Below are 21,188 nucleotides of genomic sequence, written 5' to 3' on the forward strand. Positions count from 1 at the left end.
TGGCTAAGCTCTTGCTTAAATGCTCAGCATCGCTGCCGAGCCGCTTCAAACAAAAACCGCCGCCTGCGTTTCTCTTCCTTCACAATATATAATTGTCAATGAACTGAAGACTTCCATCTTCCGCGAAACTCAAGGCTAACTGCCTCAAATCTCTGATCTTTTTGCCGCTCCGTCCGAGGCGCTCAAGCGCTCCGTCCCGGCGGCGTGGAGCGGGTTATAGGCCGACCATCCCCAACTGTCAACGGCCTTGATATAAAAACTTCATAAAATTCACAGGGCCTCGGGAGAAGTTGATTTTTAATTGATTTTTCGGTTGACGCTATGGAGAGAGTCGCAGTGAGTACACAAGGTATTCTCCCTGTTAATAGGGGTTGGTGAAAGCCAAATTGCAGCCGTAATCTGAATGCATTTATGATAGAGGCGCTGGGGGCTCAGCGACGATCATGAAACCGCTTGAATCTGACAGCCTATATATAAAGGCGACTAGGGTGGGAAACAGATAACAGAATGTATGCAGGTCACCACAACGCTGCGGGCGTTGCACAGATTGATCTGGGCACTGAGCACGCATTGGCAATCGATAGCACCGCAAACACGGCAGATGCCAGTTCTGCGCTCAATGCCCGTTGGTTGATCGGCACAGTTCTGACAGGCGTCACCTCTATTGTTTTGATGGGCGGCGCTTTGATGGCCTCATTGGACGGCCAGTATACCATCTCCACCCCCTACCAGGCCGCAAGTGATGACGAAGGCGAACATCTTGCACATAACCGAGGTGGTAAAGGCGACCGCGTAATCAGCAATGACGCGGGCTTTTCCAACCGGATGATTATCCCGGTCAACGTAGTACGCCGCGAAGGTGGCCGTGACCATGTTCGGGCCCAGCCTTATGCGCTGGTGACCGCCAGCCTGATTGGCGAGCACGATGCCGACGACAGTTATGAGATACCGCCGTTCGATCCGATTGCAATGTATCAGGGCGAAGACATCACGCCGGTTCAGGCAACAAGCGACGCAATCTATGGCGCAGACGTTGAGGGTGAAGTCACCATCTCCCAACGGGACTTCCCCATGAGCGCCCTTGGCCTGACGGCAGTAAAGACGGATCCCGAAAACAATGTGATGGAAGAGGTGAAAAAAGCTGCCCTGTTCATGCTGGACAACCGCACGGACATTGCTGCCATACCCGCCTATGCCGCAGAACCGCAACGGTTCGCGCCCATCATGGAAATGGACTTCGACAATCTGGAAGTGCGCATCACGGAAGAGAACGTGTCCTTTCAGGCAATGTCCGTGTCTGCCCAACCTACAGCGACAGTTGAAGAACACATACATCCTGTTCGTAAGGACGATGTCCTGCTGGATCTGATTTTGGACAACGAAGGCTCACAGCTTGAAGCGAACAAGATCGTTACGCGCTTCAAGGAGGACATTGGTCTCGACCAGGTTCGCGTTGGGCAAGTGCTGCGCTTTGCTCTGGATCCAGCTCTGCCCGAACTGTCCAAGGGACGCCTGCTCCGCGTCAGCGTCTATGAGAATGAAGAGCATGTCGGCACGATCGCGCGCAATGACCAGGGCCAGTTCATCGAGGCTGCAGCGCCATCCTCCGGGCTTCAGGCAACAGCGTTCAACAATCTGAACTTTGACAGCAGCGGCTCGAACCCAACCGCGACCTACTACGACAGCATCTATCAAACGTCCTTGGAAAACGAGATCCCCAAGTCTTTGATTAAAGAGTTGCTACGCATCTATTCCCATGACGTGGACTTCAACTCCACGATACGTCCGGGAGATGCAATCAGCGTTTTCTACGGTTTACCCGAGGAAGACAGCAAATCTGCCTCCGAAATCCTGTTTACCTCACTGCAGGCAAATGGCCGTGTTCATCGCTTCTATCGTTTCCGCAACCCGCTGGACGGCGAAGTGGACTACTATGATGAAAACGGCCAGAGCGCTCAGCAATTCCTGCTCCGCAAACCCATTGCGGGCGGGCGCTTCACCTCCGGCTTCGGCATGAGACGCCACCCGATTCACAAGACACGCCGCATGCATACCGGCGTTGACTGGGCGGCCCCACGCGGTACGCCAATTCTGGCATCCGGTGAAGGCCTCATCATTCGAGCCGCGTGGACCGGCGGCTATGGGCGCCATGTGCAGATCCAACATGCCAACGGATATGTGTCGACCTACAGCCACATGAGCCGCTTTGCCGATGGCACAAAACAGGGTGCCCGCGTTCATCAGGGCCAAGTGATCGGCTATGTGGGCTCTTCCGGCCTGTCCTCCGGTAACCACCTCCACTACGAGGTGAAGGTGAACGATCGCTTTGTGAACCCACTCAAGATCAAGCTTCCCAAAGGGCGCAACCTGGAAGGCGATGTTCTTATCGCATTCAAGCGTGAGCGTGACCGTATTGATGCGCTTGTATCACAAGGCACGCCTAACCGGCGCTTGGCAGCCGTCGCCCAATAAAGCAACAGCTCTACCGTTCTCATGAAAAAGGCGGCCCGAAAGCCGCCTTTTTGCCTTTTTGCATAGTCTGTTGACCGATATCAGCTCTCAGCAACGTCAAAGAGCATGCGATCCGTTCCCGCTGAACAAGTTACCGTCTGACCCTCCTGAATCTTGCCAGCAAGGAGCTGTTCGGCAAGCGGATCTTGAACCTGTTTCTGAATGACGCGCTTCAACGGACGTGCCCCGTAAGCCGGGTCATACCCTTTCTCTGAAAGCCACTCCATCCCCTCTTCATCAATCTTGAGCGTAATATGGCGCTCATCCAGCAAACGCTGAAGACGATGAAGCTGGATCTTGACGATTTCATTCATCTGAGTGCGCTTCAGGCGGTGGAACAGAATGATCTCGTCAAGGCGATTGAGAAATTCGGGACGGAAGTGAGCTCGTACAGCCTCCATCACCGGCCCACGAACCGCCTCTGCATCTTCGCCCTCGCCTTGGGCTGCAAGGAACTCGGCGCCGAGGTTGGAGGTCATGATGATCAAGGTATTGCGGAAATCCACGGTACGGCCCTGACCATCGGTCAAACGGCCATCATCCAGCACCTGCAACAACACATTGAACACATCGCCGTGCGCTTTCTCGATTTCATCGAACAGCACAACCTGATAGGGCCGCCGGCGCACTGCTTCCGTCAGTGCTCCACCCTCTTCATAGCCAACATAGCCGGGAGGCGCACCAATCAGGCGGGCCACACTGTGCTTCTCCATGAACTCGGACATGTCGATGCGAACCATGGCCGTTTCATCGTCGAACAGGTAAGAAGCCAGCGCCTTGGTGAGCTCAGTCTTGCCCACACCGGTCGGGCCAAGGAACATGAAAGAGCCAATCGGGCGGTTCGGATCCTGCAGACCAGCACGGGCCCGGCGCACAGCTGTCGAGACCGCATGAACCGCTTCCTGCTGACCAATCACGCGCTTTGCAAGCTCATCTTCCATACGCAACAGTTTTTCCCGCTCGCCTTCAAGCATCTTGTCGACCGGAATGCCCGTCCAACGAGACACCACTTGCGCGATGTTTTCGCTGTCTACTGTTTCGCGAAGCATGGCTTCCGCATCCTGACCTTCATCAGCGACTGTCAGCTGCTTTTCCAGATCCGGTATCACACCGTAGGCAAGTTCACCGGCGCGCGCCAAATCACCCGCACGCTGTGCCTTTTCAAGCTCAATCCGCGCTTCGTCCAGCTGCTCCTTGATTTTCTGCTCACTGTTGAGCTTGTTTTTCTCAGATTCCCACTTTTGCGTAAGGGCACGCGACTGCTCTTCCAGATCGCTCAGCTCTTTTTCAAGCCGGGACAGACGATCCTTGGTGGCCGCATCCTCTTCTTTTTTGAGCGCCTCGCGTTCGATCTTCATCTGAATGATGCGTCGATCCAGCTCGTCCAGCTCCTCCGGCTTGGAATCCACCTGCATGCGCAAACGGCTTGCCGCTTCGTCGACCAAATCAATGGCTTTGTCCGGCAAGAAACGATCCGTGATATAGCGGTTGGAGAGTGTCGCCGCCGAGACGATCGCGCTATCGGCGATCTTGACGCCATGATGCAGCTCATATTTTTCTTTGATGCCGCGCAGAATGGAGATCGTATCTTCAACCGTCGGCTCGCTGACAAACACTGGCTGGAAGCGGCGGGCCAGTGCCGCATCTTTCTCAACATGCTTGCGATATTCGTCGAGCGTAGTTGCACCCACGCAGTGCAGCTCTCCACGTGCCAGCGCTGGCTTGAGCAAATTGGAGGCGTCCATTGCACCGTCCGTTTTGCCCGCGCCAACCAGCGTGTGCATTTCATCAATGAAAAGAACGATTCCGCCGTTTGAGGATTGCACCTCGGAAAGCACGGCTTTGAGGCGTTCTTCAAACTCACCGCGATATTTGGCCCCGGCAATGAGCGCACCCATGTCCAGTGCAAGTAAGCGCTTGTCGCGTAAGGATTCCGGCACATCGCCGTTCACGATGCGCAGAGCGAGTCCTTCGGCGATGGCGGTTTTACCCACGCCCGGCTCACCGATGAGGACCGGATTGTTTTTGGTTCGACGCGACAGAACCTGAATGGCTCGACGAATTTCTTCGTCACGTCCAATCACAGGATCCAACTTGCCGTCTCGTGCCTGCTGGGTGAGGTCCTGAGCGTACTTCTTGAGGGCGTCATACTGATTTTCAGCACCCGCTGAATCCGCAGTGCGCCCCTGTCTAAGCTGGTTGATCGCTTCGTTCAGGCTGTTTGGCGTGACACCACCCTCGTGCAAAGCACGCCCGGCGGCACTGTCCTTATCCATGGCCAATGCAAGCAGCATACGTTCAACAGTGACAAACGAGTCGCCTGCCTTTTCAGCCAGCTTGGTTGCTTGGTCAAAGAAACGCGCCGTCGCAGGCGCCAAGTAGAGCTGACCATTGCCGCCGCTCACCTTTGGCAGCGCGGCGAGATCCGCATCGTTCTTTAGCCGGACATCGGCCACACGACCGCCTGCCCGCTCAATCAAGCCTGCGCACAGGCCTTCCGAGTCATCCAGAAGAACCTTCAGAATGTGTTCAGGAGTGAATTGCTGGTGCCCTTGCCCTAGTGCAAAGGTCTGCGCAGATTGGACAAAGCCACGGGCTCTATCACTGTACTTCTCAAAATCCATAGAACTCTCCTCTGTCGCTGCATCACCCGAAGCATGAGCAGCACATGGAAACTCCGAACCCCATTGAGAGCGTCCGGAACGGAGCATTTCGCCCCGCTCCTTTGATATAATGTGGCAATGAGACAACAAAAGCCCCCCAAGAACAAGTTCTTGGCGAGACGTACCCATAACGGAATTTGAGGAGAGTTAAGAAGGCCCTGCGCCTGCGCTTAAGTACTGGCCCAATCGCCGCAACAGAAAATGCGGGAAATAAAAAGGCCGGAGCAGAACCCCGGCCTTGAGAACTTTGGCGTTTTAGCCTTCAGCACCCTCTGGTGCCTCAGCAGACTCGTCAGCCGCCTTTGTCCGGCGGGTACGAGGTGTACGCGGAGACCTCGGGACGCGCGGCGTGCGAACCCGCGGCGTGCGCTTGGCACGCGGGGCAGCCGTTTCGCCATCGCCTTCCGCGGCAGCAACCTCGGCAACTTCTCCATCCGCTCCACCTTCTTCAGGCAGCGCAGCAACAGGAGCAGATGCGGCGCGGCGAAGACCACGCCCACGAGTGCCGCGGGTGCGGCGACGCGGCTTGTCGTCGTCCTCATCTTCTTCGTGATCGGAAGCGCCGTCCGCATCAACGTCTTCTTCAGATTGTTCCGCAGCTTTCGCGCTACGTCGAGGAGCTTTCTTGGCAGGCTCCTCTTCAATGAAGGGCTGCGGCGTATCCAAACCGATCACCGGTTGCGGCTGCTCTTCAGACGTTTCTGATGGCTGCGCATTCTCGGCGGCTACAGGCTTTGTGCTTTCGGTCTGATTTGCACCAGCATCTTCATCCGCATCGGAACGATGTGAAGAAGAACTTTGCTGATTTGTTTGCGGCTGAGCAGCTGCAACAATGCGCAAGTAGTGTTCGGCGTGCTGATAGTAGTTTTCTGACACCACACGATCGCCGGAAGCATGTGCATCTCTCGCGAGCTGCTGATACTTTTCGGCGATATGCGTTGCAGTTCCTCGGATCTTTACATCAGGTCCGTTGGACTCGTAGCTCCGTGTCAACGGATTAGGTGCCTTCCGGCCCCGGCCACGCATTCGTTTGTTATTCTGATTTCCTGGTCTCATTATGCCGTTAACTTTCACGAACGGCGATCAGCCGAAGCCAATCTTCCATAGGGCAAGTGGATTCCCTTGGAACGTCCATATGCCGTTTCAATAGGTCTGTCGTGTTCGCAAATACAGTACGCACTTCAGTTAAAAATCTGCGTGTACTGGAATTTGGTCAATTTGGGTCTTGCGATAAGCCAACAATGATTTTGAATGCGCTATAACACGCCTTCAGTCTTACACAACGATACACGGGACTGCCGAATTTCTTGCTGCGCACAATTCCTCGGCGTTATTGTTCGGGTCTTCCTCAAATGTCTTGAGCACCCGCCCCGATGCAGCTAATCGCTGGTAACATCAGCCGGCGAGATGAACGTAGCTTGTTCTGCGCCGATTTCCAAGGCCTTTTTTCCGAATTACTCAACAACCATTAGGCTGAGTAGATTTTGCGAGCACGACTCGGTCGTTCCCACCCAAATCCTGCCGGCATTCCGCATGCGTAAGGCTACTATTTTCAATAAGTTGGCGCAAAAGAAGCTGCTGGTCCCAGCCGATTTCAAGAAGCAATGCGCCATCTTGCCTTAGCAAATGCGCCCCGTCTCCAATCAACTCACGGTAGGCATCCAGCCCGTCCGGTCCGCCAGACAGCGCCACAATTGGATCATGATTTTTCACCTCTACCGACAGCTCTTTAACGACCTCCTCCTTGATATATGGGGGGTTGCTGACGATGAAGTCGAAAGCTGGCGCCAGCGCCGTCAGATATGAAGCACGCACCGGATAGAGGCGCTCGCCAACACCATTTGAAATTGCATTTCGCCGTGTTGTGAGAAGCGCATCTTCACTCACATCAACAGCAACGGCACGAGCATTTGGTAATTCCGTGAGCAATGCGATGGCAATTGCACCTGTGCCACTGCCAATGTCTGCAAACACCCAGTCCTTCTGCAGGCCGCCGTGATTCAAGCAGTAGTCAAGCGTGGCTTCCACCAGCACTTCCGTATCCGGGCGCGGCTCCAGCGTCTCCTCGCTCAGAGTGAAAGTCAGCCCCCAGAAATCCCGCTGGCCAAGAATGCGGCCGACAGGCATGCCACCAAGGCGCAACGCTGCTTGCTTCTCAAGCTTTTGAACAATTTCAGGGCCAGAGACCTGGTCGTAGTGCAGCGGCAGCATCTTTGGCTCAACACCAACGGCTGCCGCCACAAGATACCGGGCGTCCGTCTCCGGCTCAGCCAACTTTGCTTCACGAAACGCATCGCGCAATTTCAAAAACAAGTGTTGAAGCGTTGGCTGCATGCGCGTTTAAAGCCCTTCTTCGGCCAACAGGTTTGCCTGATGGTCTACAATCAAGGCGTCAATCACTTCGCCTGTTGCTTCGCCTGCCATCATCTGGTCGAGCTTGTAGAGTGTCAGACCAATCCGGTGATCTGTAACGCGGCCCTGCGGGAAATTGTAGGTGCGGATACGCTCCGAGCGATCACCTGACCCCACCTGTAGACGGCGGCTTTCCGTGCGCTCAGCGGCCGCACGCTCACGCTCAACATCATAGATCTTGGCGCGCAGCAACTTCATAGCGCGATCCTTGTTCTTATGCTGAGAGCGTTCATCCTGAACGGCAACGACAATCCCCGTTGGCGCGTGGGTAATACGCACGGCAGAATCCGTGGTGTTTACGTGCTGACCGCCAGCACCAGATGCGCGGTAGGTGTCGATGCGCAGGTCTGCCGGGTTGATGTCGACATCGACCTCTTCTGCCTGCGGCAACACCGCAACTGTCGCAGCAGATGTGTGAATACGGCCACCGGACTCGGTTTCCGGCACACGCTGTACCCGGTGAACGCCGGACTCAAACTTGAGCTTGGCAAAAACTTCCTGACCCGTCACCGCGGCAGTGATTTCCTTAAAACCGCCCATCTCGCCTTCACTGGTGGAAATGACCTCCACCTTCCAGCCCATGCTGTCGGCAAAGCGCTGGTACATACGAAACAGGTCGCCAGCGAACAATGCCGCTTCGTCGCCGCCAGTACCGGCGCGAATTTCCAGAATGACGTCACTTGAGTCGGCTTCATCTCGCGGCAACAAACCGATCCGCACCACTTGGGTCAGTTCTTCAATCTTGCCCGCCAGCTCATCCCGTTCAAGCTGCGCCAACTCACGCATCTCCGCATCCGTATCGCGGTCGTCAAGCAGCGCTTGTGCATCTGCAAACTCAGCTTCAGCCTGCCGTAATTCGCGAATGGACTTAACGATCGGCTCCAATTGGGCATAGTCCCGAGAAAGCTTGATGTAGACATCGGCACTTGGGCCAGACGCCATTTCACTCTCAATCTGGTCAAAGCGCGACAGCAGTGTATCCAGTTTTTCTTGCGCCAACATTCGCGCGCTTCTCCTTAAGCAAAAGCAGGCGGACACCGGACGGCACCGCAAGCGCGAACTGCGCTGCGCCGTTCGGCTCGCCAAGTTAGGTCTCTATAATGGAATATCGTGCTCGGAAGCAAAGTCGGCCAGGAACTGGCGCATGTTCTCCGGCGTGTGTCCGGGCTCCAGTCTTGGCAGTAGCCGCGCTGATAGCTTACGCAGATCCAGACTGCGCAACATCGCTTTCACCGGACCAATTGCGGATGGCGACATGGACAGGCTGCGATAGCCAATACCCAGCAACGCCATGGCGGCAAGCGGCTGCCCTGCAAGTTCACCACACAGGGTGACAGGCACATGCATGCGATCGCCCACTTCCACGATGCGCTTCAAAGCGCGCAGGAAGCCGGGATGCAGAGTGTCAAAGCGATCTGCTACCAGTGTATTGCCACGGTCCACCGCATTGAAGAATTGGAACAGATCGTTTGAGCCAACCGAGACGAAGTCCACTTCCTCATAAAGCTCTTCCAGCTGCCACAGCAGGCCCGGCACTTCCACCATCACGCCAAGGCGCAATGTCTCCGGGGTCGCGTGACCGTGCTGACGCAGGTGGCGCAGTTCACGCTCAACGTAATCGCGCGCTTTGCGGAACTCATCCACGTCCGCAATCATCGGGAACATGATGCGCAAGGAACGGCCAGCTCCGGCATGCAGCAATGCACGGATCTGTGTGCGCAAAAGCCCTGGCCGATCAAGCCCAAAGCGGATCGCACGCCAGCCCATGGCCGGGTTCTCTTCTTGTGCAAGGCGCATGTAAGGCAAAACCTTATCGCCGCCAATATCAAGGGACCGGAAGGTGACCGGCCTGTCACCCGCTTGATCCAATACCTTGGAATAGAGCGATTGCTGCTCTTTCATCCGCGGAAACGACGATGCCACCATAAACTGCAGTTCGGTCCGGAACAGACCAACGCCAGCCGCGCCCGCATCGTTCATGCTCGGCAGATCTACCAAGAGGCCAGCGTTAAGCTGCAGAGTGACATCTGTGCCATCCAGCGTCACCGTTGGCTTGTTGCGCAGACGTTTGTACTGCGCTTGACGACGGGCACGGAACCGCACCTTGTCGGCAAAGGCCTGTTCCACATCCGGAGCGGGGCGGATGAAAACCTGTCCCACTTCGCCGTCAACGATAACCGGATCACCCGCCTCGACGAGCGACACAATATCTTCCACCTGCCCGATGGCTGGGATGCCAAGAGCCCGAGCCACGATGGTTACGTGGCTGGTCGGCCCGCCCTCTTCCAGAATAAGACCGCGAATGCGATCCCGATCATAGTCAAGAAGTTCAGCAGCACCCATGTTGCGCGCAACAATAATGGCGTCCTGCGGCAACTCACCTTCCGAGGCGCCGTGCCCACGGCCCATGAGTTCGCGGATCAGACGCAGCGCCAGGTCATCCAGATCGTGCAGACGCTCCCGCAGATAAGGGTCGGTCTGACGCAGCATACGAGCGCGAGTGTCGCTCTGCACTTTCTCAACGGCGGCTTCGGCCGTCAGGCCGTTGCGAATGGCTTCTTCAATCTTGCGCACCCACCCCCGGTCATAGGCGAACATCCGGTAGGCTTCCAGAACCTCACGGTGCTCTCCATGCTGGGAGAAATCGCCATTGGCAAGCATGTGATCAAGCGAAAGGCGCAAACGCTGGACGGCGCCGTCCAGACGCTCCTTTTCAGCATCCGCGTCCTCAGCAATCAGGTTGGTAATCACAACACGCGGTTCATGGAGAACCACATGGCCCAAGCCTACGCCGTCTGAAAGCGGCACGCCCTTGAGGTGCATCGGTCTGGCAAGGTCAATCGTTGTGCCTTGCTGTGCGATGGCTTCCAGCTCGCCCGCAGCTACCATTTCTGCAATCACCATGGCGGTGGTTTGCAGCGCCTCGACTTCATCCTCAAAATAGGTCCGATGCGCCATGTTCTGAACAACCAGAACACCGAGCGTGCGGCCCGCGCGCAGGATAGGAACACCAAGGAAGGAGTTGTAGTTCTCTTCGCCTGTTTCAGGGCGATAGGCAAACGCCGGGTGCGCCTGCGCATTAGGTAGGTTCAATGGTCGGGCATCAGAGGCAATAAGGCCCACAAGGCCCTCGCCAATCCGGAGGGCCGTCTTGTGAACAGCCGTCTTGTTCAGGCCCTCTGTTGCATACAGCTCCAAAACGCCGTCGGCTCGCAGTATGTAGACGGAACACACTTCCGCAACCACATTTGCTGCAATAAGCCGAACAATCTTGTCGAGCCGCTCCTGCGCGTTGATGGGTTCTGCCATCACCTCGCGAAGGCGACGCAAGAGAACGCGCGGTCCGGCCAAGCTGCTGCGCATACCTTGTCCTACCTATCGTTTGTCATTCGACCTCAAGTCGGGCTAGCGGCTGCGCTAGTTTAGTACAGCCGCTCGCAACATGTCGACTCACCTAATTTAACCGTCGAGACCATATAGCGAATGCAGAGTCCGCACCGCAAGTTCCGTATAGGCAGAATCAATCAGCACAGAGATTTTAATTTCTGATGTTGTGATCGCGCGGATGTTGATGCCCTTGCCAGCCAGCCCACGGAAACAGTCCGCAGCAACACCGGCGTGAGAGCGCATGCCCATCCCGATCACGGAGACCTTCACCACATCAGTCGTGCCTTCCAGCGTCTCATAACCAATGCCCTCAGAGTTGGCTTCGATTACGGCGCGCGCACGCTCATATTCCGTTTCAGGAACAGTGAAGGTGATATCGGTTGTCTTTCCATCCGGGGAAATGTTCTGAACGATCATGTCCACATTGATGTTGGCGTCAGCCAGCGGACCAAACACGTTGCTGGCCACACCTGGCTTGTCGGCCACGTTGCGGATGGAGATTTGCGCTTCGTCCTTCGAAAAGGCGATGCCAGTGACAACTTGCTGTTCCAATATTTCGTCCTCATCGCAGATCAACGTTCCCGGTGGCAATCCGCCATTGCCAACCTGCGGAGCATCCGGATCATCAAAACTGGAGCGAACAAACGTCCGCACGCCATGCACCATGGCCATTTCCACGGAGCGAACCTGAAGCACCTTGGCGCCCAGTGACGCCATCTCGAGCATTTCTTCAAACGACACCCGGTCCAGACGCTGCGCTTTAGGCACAATGCGTGGGTCCGTTGTATATACACCGTCCACGTCCGTGTAGATATCACAACGGTCTGCGTGGATTGCCGCAGCCAGCGCTACAGCGCTTGTGTCAGAGCCGCCACGGCCGAGCGTCGCAATGCGGTTGTCTGGAGCCAGACCTTGGAAGCCGGCTACAACAGCAACCTGACCGCGCTCAAGGCGTTCGATGACGGTTCCGCCTTCGATTCGCTCAATACGAGCTGCGCCATGCGCTTCATTCGTGTGAATTGGGATCTGCCACCCCTGCCAGGAGCGGGCCTCAACACCCATGTCCTGAAGCACGATAGCAAGGAGACCAGAGGTGACCTGCTCACCGGAAGCAACCACCGCATCATATTCGCGCGCATCATGCAGCGCTGCAGCGTCCTTCGTGTAGCCAACCAGTGTGTTGGTCACACCTGCCATGGCCGAAACCACAACGGCAACCTGGTTGCCAGCTTCCACTTCACGCTTCACATGCCGCGCTACGTTGCGGATGCGATCAAGGTCGGCAACTGATGTGCCGCCGAATTTCATTACCAAACGGGCCATCGCTTCCCAATTTCCTCCGAGGGCCTTGAAGCACAGAACTTACTGCCACAGTTGGCGCTCATGCATACAGCTACAGCCCTCTTATCGCAACCAGTGGCTTGACAAAAACGCGCCGGCGAACCACCAGTGACCTGAATAAGTTGGAGTTCTGACAAATGACCGCCTCAAAGCCCACCACCCCTGAACACACTGGGACCGTTGACACGGCAGAGATCGACCACTTCTCCTCGATCGCAGCCGAGTGGTGGGACCCGACCGGAAAATTTCGCCCGCTACATAAATTCAACCCGGTGCGCATCGCGTTCATCAAGGAGTACATCGCCGCTCATTTCGGCCGCGATGAGAAGTCGCCAACCGCTCTGGAAGGCCTTCGCCTTTTGGACATTGGCTGTGGCGGCGGTTTGCTTAGCGAACCCATGGCACGTATGGGCGCAGCGGTTACAGGTGCAGACGCAGCCGAGAAGAACATCGCAGTTGCCAAACTCCATGCCGAACAATCGGGCCTTGATATCGACTACCGCGCCCAGACCGCCGAAGCGCTGGAAGCCGCCGGTGAGCAATTTGATGTCGTCCTGAACATGGAAGTAGTTGAGCACGTTGCGGATGTGCCGCTGTTTATGGAAACATGTACCAAGCTCGTGAAGCCGGGCGGCCTCATGTTTGTTGCCACCATCAATCGCACGATGAAGGCCTACGCGCTTGCCATTGTCGGTGCCGAATATGTGCTTCGCTGGCTACCAAAAGGAACTCACCACTACGAAAAACTCGTCACGCCTGAAGAGCTGGAGGCCCCCATCAGTGCGGGCGGCATGCATATCTTTGAGCGCTGTGGGGTGAGCTACAATCCACTTTTTGACAGCTGGTCCCGTTCCCGCGACCTGGACGTGAACTATATGGTAATTGCAAGCAAACCTGAAAATTGATGCAACAAGGCTGAGCAACAGAAGGAACCCGGCATGAGAAAGGTCGTCACCAATGAGCCATTGGTTTTTGTCCCAGGCCTTGCCTGCACCGCCGCGCTGTTTGCACCGCAGATTGTTGCTTTTGCCGACCAGCCAATCATGGTGGCAAATACCTGTGAAAAAGAGAGCATAGCAGAAATCGCAGAGCAGCTTTTGAACGAAGCACCAGAACGGTTTGCTCTCATCGGGCTTTCCATGGGCGGGTACATCGCCCTAGAGGTTATGCGGCAAGCACCAGACCGCGTGACACGTCTTGCGCTCTTGAGCACGAATGCCAGAGCCGACACACCGGAACAAGCGGAAATCCGCTCCAAGCAGATCCGCATTGCCGCAGAGGGCGGTTACGACAAGGTTGCTCCAAGTCTTTATCCTGCTTGGGTTCATCCAAGTCGGCATGAAGATTACGAGCTGAAGGAAACCGTGATCGAGATGGCGCAGGACGTGGGGCCGGAGGCTTTTGTCCGGCAGCAAAAAGCCGTGATGAGCCGCATTGACCAGCGCGAAAATCTCAAGGCCATCACCTGCCCCACTTTGGTTCTCGTTGGGACTGACGATCAAGTAATGCCTCTCGACCGCGCCGAGGAAATGCATGCAGCAATTACTTCCAGCGCGCTCGTCACCGTACCGGAATGCGGACATCTTTCAACACTCGAGCAACCCTCCATTACCACTAAAGCACTTCAAGAGTGGCTGGTAAGGGCATAGTCCTACTTTTAGGGAGTGTGCGCCGCACCATTTCTAAGCTAACCTAACGGAAGCTGGTTCTCAGCTTTCTTTAGGGACGGCTCCCTTTGTTTTCCCGTCCCCCACGAAAAGCGGCCGAACGGTCGCCACGAACTCTTACCAACCTTCCGGGGGGTCATATGTTCAACTTCGATGATCAATTTAAAGAAGCCATGGAAATGTGGAACAGCTCAATGGGCGGCACACCGTGGCGCGTGTGGGCAGAAGGCCTTGAAAAGTCCACTGTAGGGCCACTGGAATCCGTCATGAAAGCCCAGAGCTCCATGATGAAGGCCAGTCAGCAGCTCGCAGACAAGGAAATGGACTTCATACGGCATCGCATGGACGAGCGCTTTGCTTATATGCGCGAACTTTGTTCATGCCCCAACGGTGCAGAAGTCGCGCACATCAGCACGGAGTTCTGGCAGTCTGCTTTTGAAGACTACCGCGACCATAACGCTGAGCAGCTTCATATCCTGACAAAGACCATGAGCGAAAACAGTGCGCAGGCGTCTGATGCGCTGACCGAGTCTTTGTCAGGCCTGAAGGCAGCGGAAGAAGCGCTTACACCAGCCAAGCCGACACCGGCGGCCAAACGTGCGCCAGCACGCCCAAAGGCACGCGCCACAGCCAAGGCCACTTCTTCAAGCGAAGAATGAACCTGTTTTGAGGGAACAAGTAGAGAGCGCGGGTTGAATCTCACCCCGCGCTTTGTCATGAGCTAGCTCAGTTGCGATCTTCCGGCAGCGCGGGCAGCGGCAACACGTCAATGCCTTCATCAAGCAGCTCTCGCGTTTCATCGAGGGAAGCCTGACCGTATATGCCGCGCTCCTCGGTTTCGCCGTAGTGCATCTTGCGCGCTTCTTCCACGAACTTGTCGCCAACGTTTTCGGCGCTTTCCGTTACATGTTTTCGAAACTGGCGGATCGCTTCCGACAGTTCCTTCATGCGCTCAGTGTTCAAAGAAAGCGTTGTTCCCTCGGTTTCAGGCGGAGGGGCACCTGCCCCGACATTCGCAGGCACGGGGGTGCTTGCCTCGGGCGTCGGTTGAGCGGCGGGCGCGGGCGCGGCCTGGGTTGCTTGCTTTTGTGCCGCAGCCTGACGCTGCAAGTCCTCTCGAGCCTTCGCCTTGCCCCGTGCCGTTGCCACGTTTGGCGACATAAGCCCTTTGGATATGGATGTTGACTCGCACACGGGACAGGAGATCAGGCCGCGCTCAGCCTGTGCATCAAAATCCGTGGAGTTTCTGAACCACGCATCAAAGCTATGTCCCTTGTCACAAAGTAGCGCGTAATTGATCACTTGCGTTTCTCCGGCGCACTAAAGCGCAACGTCCTCTATGGAAAACCCTCGTGCGTTCGCAATGGCTGGCACGCGGGCACGTGCGTCTTCCGATAGCTTTAATCGAACCTCAGCCAGCAACACGCCGGGCTCATCATGGTCCAGCTCACCTATAACGCGTCCCCACGGATCGACAATAAGGCTATGTCCATAGGTCTCGCGCCCATCTTCATGCACTCCGCCTTGCGCGGCTGAAACAACGAATGCGCCATTTTCAATGGCACGGGAGCGCTGGAGCACATGCCAATGAGCACGCCCAGTCTGGCGCGTAAAGGCCGCTGGTGCTGTCAACACCTGAGCGCCATGCTTTGCCTGTTCGCGAAAGAGCGCGGGCTGCCGCACATCATAGCAGATGGCCAAACCAATCTTGGTAAATGGCAGCGCCACCACCGGGCTGGATGTTCCTGGCTCATAGGTCTTGGATTCCCGCCAGCTTTCACCATCTGGCAAGTCCACATCGAACATGTGGATCTTGTCATAACGCGCAGCCACGGATCCATCCGGTGCCAGAAGGAAAGCCCGGTTAGCGAGTTTGCTATCATCACGCCGAATTGCCAAAGAACCAAGGTGTAGCCAGATCTGCAGATCGGCTGCAACCTTTGTCATCCGGGCAAGAAAGGGATCCTCCGCCTCAGAACTGACCGCTGCCATTTGCGCTTCACGGCTGCGCTCAAGAACGTTGGTCATCTCAGGCGTCTGGATATAGATGGCGCCGTCCTTGGCGGCTTCACGCACCAAGACTTCGCAGGCATCCAGATTCGCTCGTACATCGCGTCCGGAGCGCATCTGCACGCAAGCTGCAACAAACTCCTGCATGGATCCCATCCCCCCCTTTCAAAACTGACTGCGGTGATTAGACACCCGCTGCCAAAAGGGCGTCAAGCTGTCCGCGACGCTCAAGTGCGTAAAGGTCATCGCAGCCACCGATATGTTCCGATCCGATAAAGATCTGCGGGAAGGTGCGACCACCGTTTGCCTTCTTAATCATTTCTGTCTTGTAGGTCGGGTCGTCAGAGGCGTTGTACTCGGTGTACTCTACGCCCTTTTCTTCAAGCAGGCGTTTGGCACGTGCGCAAAAACCACACATGTCGCGTGTGTAAAGCACGACTTCAGTCATTGTTCTTTTCCTCTTCACCTGCGTCTGGTCAGGCACATCAATTTAACGGTTGGCAAGCAACGAACGCTGTTTATATGGCGGGAGAGGCCGCATTCGCAAGAGTTGCCAGCCTGGGATGTAAGTCGAAGAGGAAAAGCCCGCCACTCGCAACGGGCTCACTTATTCGTGTTCAGGGTTCACCCGCGCAAACACCAGAACATCAACGGCGGAAGCGCCTGCCCGCTTCAAGGCCCGCGCACAAGACTCCGCTGTCGCCCCAGTGGTCAGCACATCATCGACAAGCACCACATGTCGCCCCGTGACAACAAATCGCTTTTCTTCCGGCACTTCAAAGGCTTTGCGAACATTCTTGCGCCGCTCGGCACGCTTGAGCCCCACCTGCCCGGATGTATGACGAATGCGCTGAAGCGCAAAGACATCGTGCTGCAGGCCCGTCAACTCGGAGATGGCATGTGCCAGCAAGGCTGACTGATTGTAGCTTCTCTTCAAGAGCCGCCACCTGTGCAATGGTACCGGCACCAGTAACGGGTCGCTCTCAAACAGCTCCGCGCCGCCTCGCACCATCATGGGAGCGAGAACCTTGCTCAACGCAGGCCGATTGGAAAACTTGAACTGATGCACAATGTCCCGCGCTGGCCCTGTGTAGCTTGCAGCAGCGCGTGCCCGATCATAGTCGGGCGGTTCCGCAATGGCCGCAGGGCTCACAGCGCCAGGACCGCAGTCATAAGGCATGGGGGTCCCAAGCCGATCACACCACGGAGGCGACAGAAACTGCACCAATCCCCAGCACGCAGCACACAGGCCCGCACGTTCCTGCAGGCAGATGCCACAGGACGGACAGGTTGGCGGTACAACGAAGTCAACCAGTTGCTGCCCAATCCGCACACTGGTGCGCAGGGCAGAGGCCAGCTGAGGGGAAAAGCGTAGACCCTGCACGGAATTTACCCTATTTAAGGCAACAAGTTACCGTATCACAGCACCCGCTGGGTGGGGCTCCCCGGATCCACGTGCCACGAGATTCAGCGGCATGGTGGCACCGCCTCTCTCCCTTCGGGCAAGTTCAGCACACTGGAAGTCTCGCAAAAACGATGAGCCATCCCTCTCTATTTGACCGCTCCCTGATCATGCAACGCCGCAAGAAGGCCCTTGCCAAGCCGGTGGCAGGGGCAGACTTTTTGCTCAAGGCAGCCGCTCAGGATCTTGAAGACCGCCTCATGATGTTGAGCCGTAGCTTTGAAACCGCTGTCGACCTGGGAGGGCATGGCAACTACACCACCGAAGCGCTGCGAAACTCTGGCAAGGTGCAGCGGGTCATTCGGGCTGATCTATTCACGCCTGATCAGAACAGTGGCACCCCGGATCTGGTGATTGATGACGCTGTCCTGCCCTTTGCAGAGCAAAGCGTTGACTTGATTGTCTCCTCCTTGAACCTTCAGCTCCTTGACGATCTGCCGGGAACTCTGGTTCAAATCCGGCGAGCGCTGAAGCCGGATGGGCTGTTTCTGGGGCTGCTTCTTGGCACCGACAGCCTGATTGAGCTGCGAGACAGCTTCATGCGTGCTGAGATGGAGGTAACCGGTGGCGTTTCTCCGCGCGTAATCCCGTTTGCGGATACCAGAGACCTTGGCGGTCTGCTGCAACGCGCAGGGTTCGCGCTTCCCGTCGCAGATCTGGACAAGCTTACCGTACGCTACGATACGCTGTTTGACCTCATCAAAGACCTGAGGGCCATGGGCGCGACCAACCCCTTGGCAGAACGCAGCAAGCGCTTCACACCGCGCGCCGTTTTCATGAAGGCCGCAGAACACTATGCGCAAAATTATCGGGATGAAGATGGGCGCATCCGCGCAACGTTCACCTTCGCCTCACTCTCGGGCTGGGCGCCTCACGAGAGCCAGCAAAAACCCCTGCGCCCGGGAAGCGCAAAGCAGAGTCTTGCTGCAGCATTGGGAACGGTAGAGAAGAAAGTCTGAGCGAACAGCTTAGTCGCCAATCTTCTGAAGCTCCACACCCACAGTCTCGTAGGTCGAGTTTAAGCTGGAGCTGATTGCTGCAAGGCTTCCGAATATGGCTAGAGCAATCAGAGCTGCAATAAGGCCATATTCAACAGCGGTCGCCCCACGCTCATCTTTGGACATGTGAGCGATTGTGAAGCCAGCCTTTGAAATGTCCGTGCCCTGCCGTTTAAACACCATATCCGCCTCGTTTTCAGGCAGGGCCGCTACTCTTTACTATCCGGACACCAGATCAATCAGGTGCGGAATAAGTGGCTCATCTGCCGGTGGCATTTTATAGTCTCGCAGCCGTACCGGGCGGGCCCAAGTCAGTGCCTGTCCCTCTGCACCAACAGGTGTACCTTCCCAGCGTCTGCACACATAAAGTGGCATCAGCAGGTGAAAATCCTCGTAAGTGTGGCTGGCGAAAGTCAGCGGAGCGAGGCACTCTTTCTTAACCGTAATTCCCAGCTCTTCGCGCAATTCGCGAATGAGGCCGTCCTCCGGTGTTTCGCCTTGCTCGAGCTTTCCACCGGGAAATTCCCAGAATCCCGCCAGAGCCTTTCCTTCGGGCCGCTGCGCCAGCAAAACCCTTCCGTCCGCGTCAAACAGCGCACAGGCTGTAACCATTACCATTTTCATAAGAAATGCCTGTCCTGATTTGAAACACAGCAATTACCAGTGAGAAACCATAGCTGAATAAGCTTTTGGCTCCGCGGTAAGCTATTGTTTGCAATAGTGATAGCGATAAGCTTCGCGATAGCCAATCGACTCATATAGGCCAACCGCTGCTGTGTTCTCCGCCACGACCTGCAACCAGGCCCTGTGACAGCCGCTCAGCGCGCCAATGCGCTGTGCCTCCACAAGCAGCGCACGCGCAAACCCCTTGCGGCGCTGCTCAGGGTGCGTAGCAACGGCAAACAAGCCCATGCAATCCCGGTCCAACACCGCAAGCAGCACTGCACAGGCTTCCCCTGCTGGGTCCAACACTGTCAGACACAGCTTCTCGGAAGTGATGCGTGCCAAGGTTTCGGACATGGCCTTCACCGCAGGCGCGGTGATCTTGCTTGGATCAGTCCCGCCCACACTGATGTAGTGGCTGGTCCATGCTTCCTGACTGAACCGCTCGATTGAGTAGTCCCTCGGCAACTCGGGATCGCTTGCCGCCCAGATGCCGCGCTCCAGCACCAAGGTCGGGTCGTAGCGTGTCCACTGCTCCTCCTCAAGGTGCCGGTCCAGCGCCTCGGGCATCAAAGGTGTCCAGCGCACAACGAACGGAACCCCAACCTGGCCGCTCAGTGAGCGGGCAGCAACCAGACGCTCCGCCACCAGATCGTCATCGCTCTTGTCAAAGAAATTCAGCGAATTCACACGCCGCGCCGGATTGCCGGGCGCAAACCGCATCATCCATTGCCTGTCATAGTGGGTCATCAAGCTCGGGTAACAATTCAGGTTGGACTGTTCCAGCCGAAACACCTGAGCAAGGTCCACATCCTTAAAGCCCTTAAGCGGGTCAGCTTCTGTAGTCGCCATTGATTGCCACATATTCCTTTGTCAGATCACACGTCCAAACTCGAGCAGAGCCGCTGCCGAGTCCAAGGTCCACCTTGATCAGGATTTCATCCTCTTTCATCACGGCAGAGGCGGCCTCTTCGCTGTAACCGGCATCGCGTTCACCTTCCACGGCAACACGCACATCACCAAACCATATGGCAAGGCGATCCCGGTCTGCAGGTTCTCCGGCTTTTCCAACAGCCATCACAACCCGGCCCCAGTTGGCATCTTCACCGGCAACAGCGGTTTTCACGAGCGGCGAATTTGCCACAGCAAGGGCCACCGTATGCGCTGATGAATCACTTTCAGCGCCCTCAATGCGCACTTCCACAAACTTTGTCGCGCCCTCGCCGTCGCGCACGATCTGGTGCGCCAGCTCCACCATCATTTCTGAAAGCGCAACGCGGAATTCGGCAAGACGCGGATCTTGCGGGTCTTCAATCCACTCTCCGCCAGCCTCACCGGTTGCCGCTAGCAGCACCGTGTCAGAGGTGGACGTGTCGCTGTCCACGGTAATCGCATTAAAGCTGCCACCCACCGTATCACTCAGCATGCCCTGAAGCGCTGGCGCTGCAATTGGCGCATCGGTAAAAAGAAACCCGAGCATGGTTGCCATGTCAGGCGCAATCATTCCTGCGCCCTTCGCGATGCCATTCAGCACCACGTTTACAGCCCCCACGCGAACCGTTCTCGTCAGGTATTTGGGGTAGGTGTCTGTTGTCATGATGGCCGATGCAGCTTGCTTCCAACCCTGCGGCTGGGCTGATGCCACCAGCTCTTGCGCCACATCCGCAAACTTTTCTGCAGGGAGCGGCTCACCAATCACGCCGGTGGACGCGAGGTACACCTCGTTCTCAGGGCAGCCCACTGCTTCTGCAATGATCTTGGCCGACAGCTCAACCGCCGCCTTGCCCTTTTTGCCCGTAAACGCGTTGGCGTTTCCGGAGTTGATGAGCAGCGCCTTGATCCGCCCGTTTGGCAGCAGGGCCTTGCACCAATCAACCGGAGCAGAAGTGCACTTTGACTTAGTGAACACGCCCGCGACCTGACTGCCCTCGCTCAAGAGCGCAAGCAGCACGTCCGTTCGGCCTTTGTATTTCAACCCAGCTGCTGCCGTCGCCAGTCGCACACCTGAGACTTCAGGCATTTCCGGAAAAACTTTAGGCGCAAGAGGAGAAATTTGGTCGGACATGAGAAACTC

The 21,188-nt window shown here is 56.5% G+C and carries 19 protein-coding genes; 5 read left to right on the plus strand and 14 right to left on the minus strand.

Features of this window, described 5'->3' with window-relative positions; genetic code table 11:
* Positions 1-507 precede the first annotated feature (507 nt).
* Positions 508-2,472, plus strand: a complete 1,965-nt coding sequence (locus Q3Y58_RS14860; RefSeq protein WP_319622777.1) for a M23 family metallopeptidase — start codon at positions 508-510, stop codon at positions 2,470-2,472.
* Between the two features lie 80 nt (positions 2,473-2,552).
* Here Q3Y58_RS14860 and clpB read toward each other — a convergent pair whose 3' ends face one another.
* The 6 genes from clpB to Q3Y58_RS14890 all read right to left on the minus strand — a co-directional run bounded on the left by clpB (position 2,553) and on the right by Q3Y58_RS14890 (position 12,296).
* Positions 2,553-5,135, minus strand: a complete 2,583-nt coding sequence (gene clpB / locus Q3Y58_RS14865) for an ATP-dependent chaperone ClpB (RefSeq protein WP_319622778.1) — start codon at positions 5,133-5,135, stop codon at positions 2,553-2,555.
* Positions 5,136-5,429: 294 nt separating this feature from the next.
* Positions 5,430-6,167, minus strand: a complete 738-nt coding sequence (locus Q3Y58_RS14870) for a DUF4167 domain-containing protein (RefSeq protein WP_413697829.1) — start codon at positions 6,165-6,167, stop codon at positions 5,430-5,432.
* A gap of 465 nt (positions 6,168-6,632) precedes the next feature.
* Positions 6,633-7,508 carry a peptide chain release factor N(5)-glutamine methyltransferase gene (gene prmC, locus Q3Y58_RS14875; protein ID WP_319622780.1) on the minus strand — a complete coding sequence of 292 codons (876 nt, stop codon included), beginning with the start codon at positions 7,506-7,508 and terminating at the stop codon, positions 6,633-6,635.
* 6 nt (positions 7,509-7,514) lie between these two features.
* On the minus strand, positions 7,515-8,588 hold the full coding sequence (gene prfA, locus Q3Y58_RS14880) for a peptide chain release factor 1 (protein ID WP_274217439.1): 1,074 nt from the start codon (positions 8,586-8,588) through the stop codon (positions 7,515-7,517).
* Between the two features lie 93 nt (positions 8,589-8,681).
* Positions 8,682-10,949, minus strand: coding sequence for a phosphoenolpyruvate--protein phosphotransferase (gene ptsP, locus Q3Y58_RS14885; RefSeq protein WP_319622781.1), 2,268 nt, complete (start codon positions 10,947-10,949; stop codon positions 8,682-8,684).
* Between the two features lie 96 nt (positions 10,950-11,045).
* On the minus strand, positions 11,046-12,296 hold the full coding sequence (locus tag Q3Y58_RS14890) for an aspartate kinase (protein WP_319622782.1): 1,251 nt from the start codon (positions 12,294-12,296) through the stop codon (positions 11,046-11,048).
* A 155-nt stretch (positions 12,297-12,451) separates the two neighbouring features.
* Here Q3Y58_RS14890 and ubiG point away from each other — a divergent pair, with 155 nt between their 5' ends.
* From ubiG to Q3Y58_RS14905, 3 genes are all read left to right on the plus strand, one after another.
* Positions 12,452-13,219 (plus strand): bifunctional 2-polyprenyl-6-hydroxyphenol methylase/3-demethylubiquinol 3-O-methyltransferase UbiG, encoded by a 768-nt coding sequence (gene ubiG / locus Q3Y58_RS14895; protein ID WP_319622783.1) that lies wholly within the window; start codon positions 12,452-12,454, stop codon positions 13,217-13,219.
* A gap of 33 nt (positions 13,220-13,252) precedes the next feature.
* Complete coding sequence (locus Q3Y58_RS14900; RefSeq protein ID WP_319622784.1) at positions 13,253-13,963, plus strand: alpha/beta fold hydrolase; 711 nt, start codon at positions 13,253-13,255, stop codon at positions 13,961-13,963.
* Between the two features lie 158 nt (positions 13,964-14,121).
* The gene (locus Q3Y58_RS14905) at positions 14,122-14,640 is read left to right on the plus strand and encodes a phasin family protein (RefSeq protein WP_319622785.1); all 519 of its coding nucleotides are present in this window, start codon (positions 14,122-14,124) and stop codon (positions 14,638-14,640) included.
* 67 nt (positions 14,641-14,707) lie between these two features.
* Here Q3Y58_RS14905 and Q3Y58_RS14910 read toward each other — a convergent pair whose 3' ends face one another.
* The 4 genes from Q3Y58_RS14910 to Q3Y58_RS14925 form a co-directional block, all read right to left on the minus strand.
* Positions 14,708-15,283, minus strand: coding sequence for a DUF1178 family protein (locus tag Q3Y58_RS14910; RefSeq protein WP_319622786.1), 576 nt, complete (start codon positions 15,281-15,283; stop codon positions 14,708-14,710).
* A gap of 18 nt (positions 15,284-15,301) precedes the next feature.
* Positions 15,302-16,138 (minus strand): carbon-nitrogen hydrolase family protein, encoded by an 837-nt coding sequence (locus Q3Y58_RS14915; protein WP_319622787.1) that lies wholly within the window; start codon positions 16,136-16,138, stop codon positions 15,302-15,304.
* Between the two features lie 37 nt (positions 16,139-16,175).
* Positions 16,176-16,439, minus strand: a complete 264-nt coding sequence (gene grxC, locus Q3Y58_RS14920; RefSeq protein WP_319622788.1) for a glutaredoxin 3 — start codon at positions 16,437-16,439, stop codon at positions 16,176-16,178.
* Positions 16,440-16,598: 159 nt separating this feature from the next.
* Positions 16,599-17,375 (minus strand): ComF family protein, encoded by a 777-nt coding sequence (locus tag Q3Y58_RS14925; protein WP_319622789.1) that lies wholly within the window; start codon positions 17,373-17,375, stop codon positions 16,599-16,601.
* Positions 17,376-17,527: 152 nt separating this feature from the next.
* Between Q3Y58_RS14925 and Q3Y58_RS14930 the strand changes: the two genes are divergently transcribed.
* On the plus strand, positions 17,528-18,412 hold the full coding sequence (locus Q3Y58_RS14930) for a methyltransferase domain-containing protein (RefSeq protein WP_319622790.1): 885 nt from the start codon (positions 17,528-17,530) through the stop codon (positions 18,410-18,412).
* 9 nt (positions 18,413-18,421) lie between these two features.
* Here the strand turns inward: Q3Y58_RS14930 and Q3Y58_RS14935 are convergent, their stop codons facing one another.
* From Q3Y58_RS14935 to argJ, 4 genes are all read right to left on the minus strand, one after another.
* Positions 18,422-18,634 carry a Flp family type IVb pilin gene (locus tag Q3Y58_RS14935; protein WP_413697830.1) on the minus strand — a complete coding sequence of 71 codons (213 nt, stop codon included), beginning with the start codon at positions 18,632-18,634 and terminating at the stop codon, positions 18,422-18,424.
* A 36-nt stretch (positions 18,635-18,670) separates the two neighbouring features.
* On the minus strand, positions 18,671-19,075 hold the full coding sequence (gene mutT / locus Q3Y58_RS14940; protein ID WP_274217453.1) for an 8-oxo-dGTP diphosphatase MutT: 405 nt from the start codon (positions 19,073-19,075) through the stop codon (positions 18,671-18,673).
* 81 nt (positions 19,076-19,156) lie between these two features.
* Complete coding sequence (locus Q3Y58_RS14945; protein WP_274217454.1) at positions 19,157-19,966, minus strand: GNAT family N-acetyltransferase; 810 nt, start codon at positions 19,964-19,966, stop codon at positions 19,157-19,159.
* The gene (argJ, locus tag Q3Y58_RS14950; protein ID WP_319622791.1) at positions 19,947-21,179 is read right to left on the minus strand and encodes a bifunctional glutamate N-acetyltransferase/amino-acid acetyltransferase ArgJ; all 1,233 of its coding nucleotides are present in this window, start codon (positions 21,177-21,179) and stop codon (positions 19,947-19,949) included. The genes Q3Y58_RS14945 and argJ overlap by 20 nt, the downstream gene beginning before the upstream one ends.
* Between the last annotated feature and the right edge of the window lie 9 nt (positions 21,180-21,188).

The sequence above is a fragment of the Nesiotobacter zosterae genome (assembly GCF_033843645.1).
Taxonomy (GTDB): domain Bacteria; phylum Pseudomonadota; class Alphaproteobacteria; order Rhizobiales; family Stappiaceae; genus Pseudovibrio; species Pseudovibrio zosterae.

Coding starts and splice junctions, on each gene's coding strand:
- Q3Y58_RS14860 (WP_319622777.1), top strand. CDS start 508: ATGTATGCAGGTCACCACAACGCTGCGGGCGTTGCACAGATTGATCTG.
- clpB (WP_319622778.1), bottom strand. CDS start 5,135: ATGGATTTTGAGAAGTACAGTGATAGAGCCCGTGGCTTTGTCCAATCT.
- prmC (WP_319622780.1), bottom strand. CDS start 7,508: ATGCAGCCAACGCTTCAACACTTGTTTTTGAAATTGCGCGATGCGTTT.
- prfA (WP_274217439.1), bottom strand. CDS start 8,588: ATGTTGGCGCAAGAAAAACTGGATACACTGCTGTCGCGCTTTGACCAG.
- ptsP (WP_319622781.1), bottom strand. CDS start 10,949: ATGCGCAGCAGCTTGGCCGGACCGCGCGTTCTCTTGCGTCGCCTTCGC.
- Q3Y58_RS14890 (WP_319622782.1), bottom strand. CDS start 12,296: ATGGCCCGTTTGGTAATGAAATTCGGCGGCACATCAGTTGCCGACCTT.
- ubiG (WP_319622783.1), top strand. CDS start 12,452: ATGACCGCCTCAAAGCCCACCACCCCTGAACACACTGGGACCGTTGAC.
- Q3Y58_RS14900 (WP_319622784.1), top strand. CDS start 13,253: ATGAGAAAGGTCGTCACCAATGAGCCATTGGTTTTTGTCCCAGGCCTT.
- Q3Y58_RS14905 (WP_319622785.1), top strand. CDS start 14,122: ATGTTCAACTTCGATGATCAATTTAAAGAAGCCATGGAAATGTGGAAC.
- Q3Y58_RS14915 (WP_319622787.1), bottom strand. CDS start 16,138: ATGCAGGAGTTTGTTGCAGCTTGCGTGCAGATGCGCTCCGGACGCGAT.
- grxC (WP_319622788.1), bottom strand. CDS start 16,439: ATGACTGAAGTCGTGCTTTACACACGCGACATGTGTGGTTTTTGCGCA.
- Q3Y58_RS14930 (WP_319622790.1), top strand. CDS start 17,528: ATGAGCCATCCCTCTCTATTTGACCGCTCCCTGATCATGCAACGCCGC.
- Q3Y58_RS14935 (WP_413697830.1), bottom strand. CDS start 18,634: ATGGTGTTTAAACGGCAGGGCACGGACATTTCAAAGGCTGGCTTCACA.
- mutT (WP_274217453.1), bottom strand. CDS start 19,075: ATGAAAATGGTAATGGTTACAGCCTGTGCGCTGTTTGACGCGGACGGA.
- Q3Y58_RS14945 (WP_274217454.1), bottom strand. CDS start 19,966: ATGGCGACTACAGAAGCTGACCCGCTTAAGGGCTTTAAGGATGTGGAC.
- argJ (WP_319622791.1), bottom strand. CDS start 21,179: ATGTCCGACCAAATTTCTCCTCTTGCGCCTAAAGTTTTTCCGGAAATG.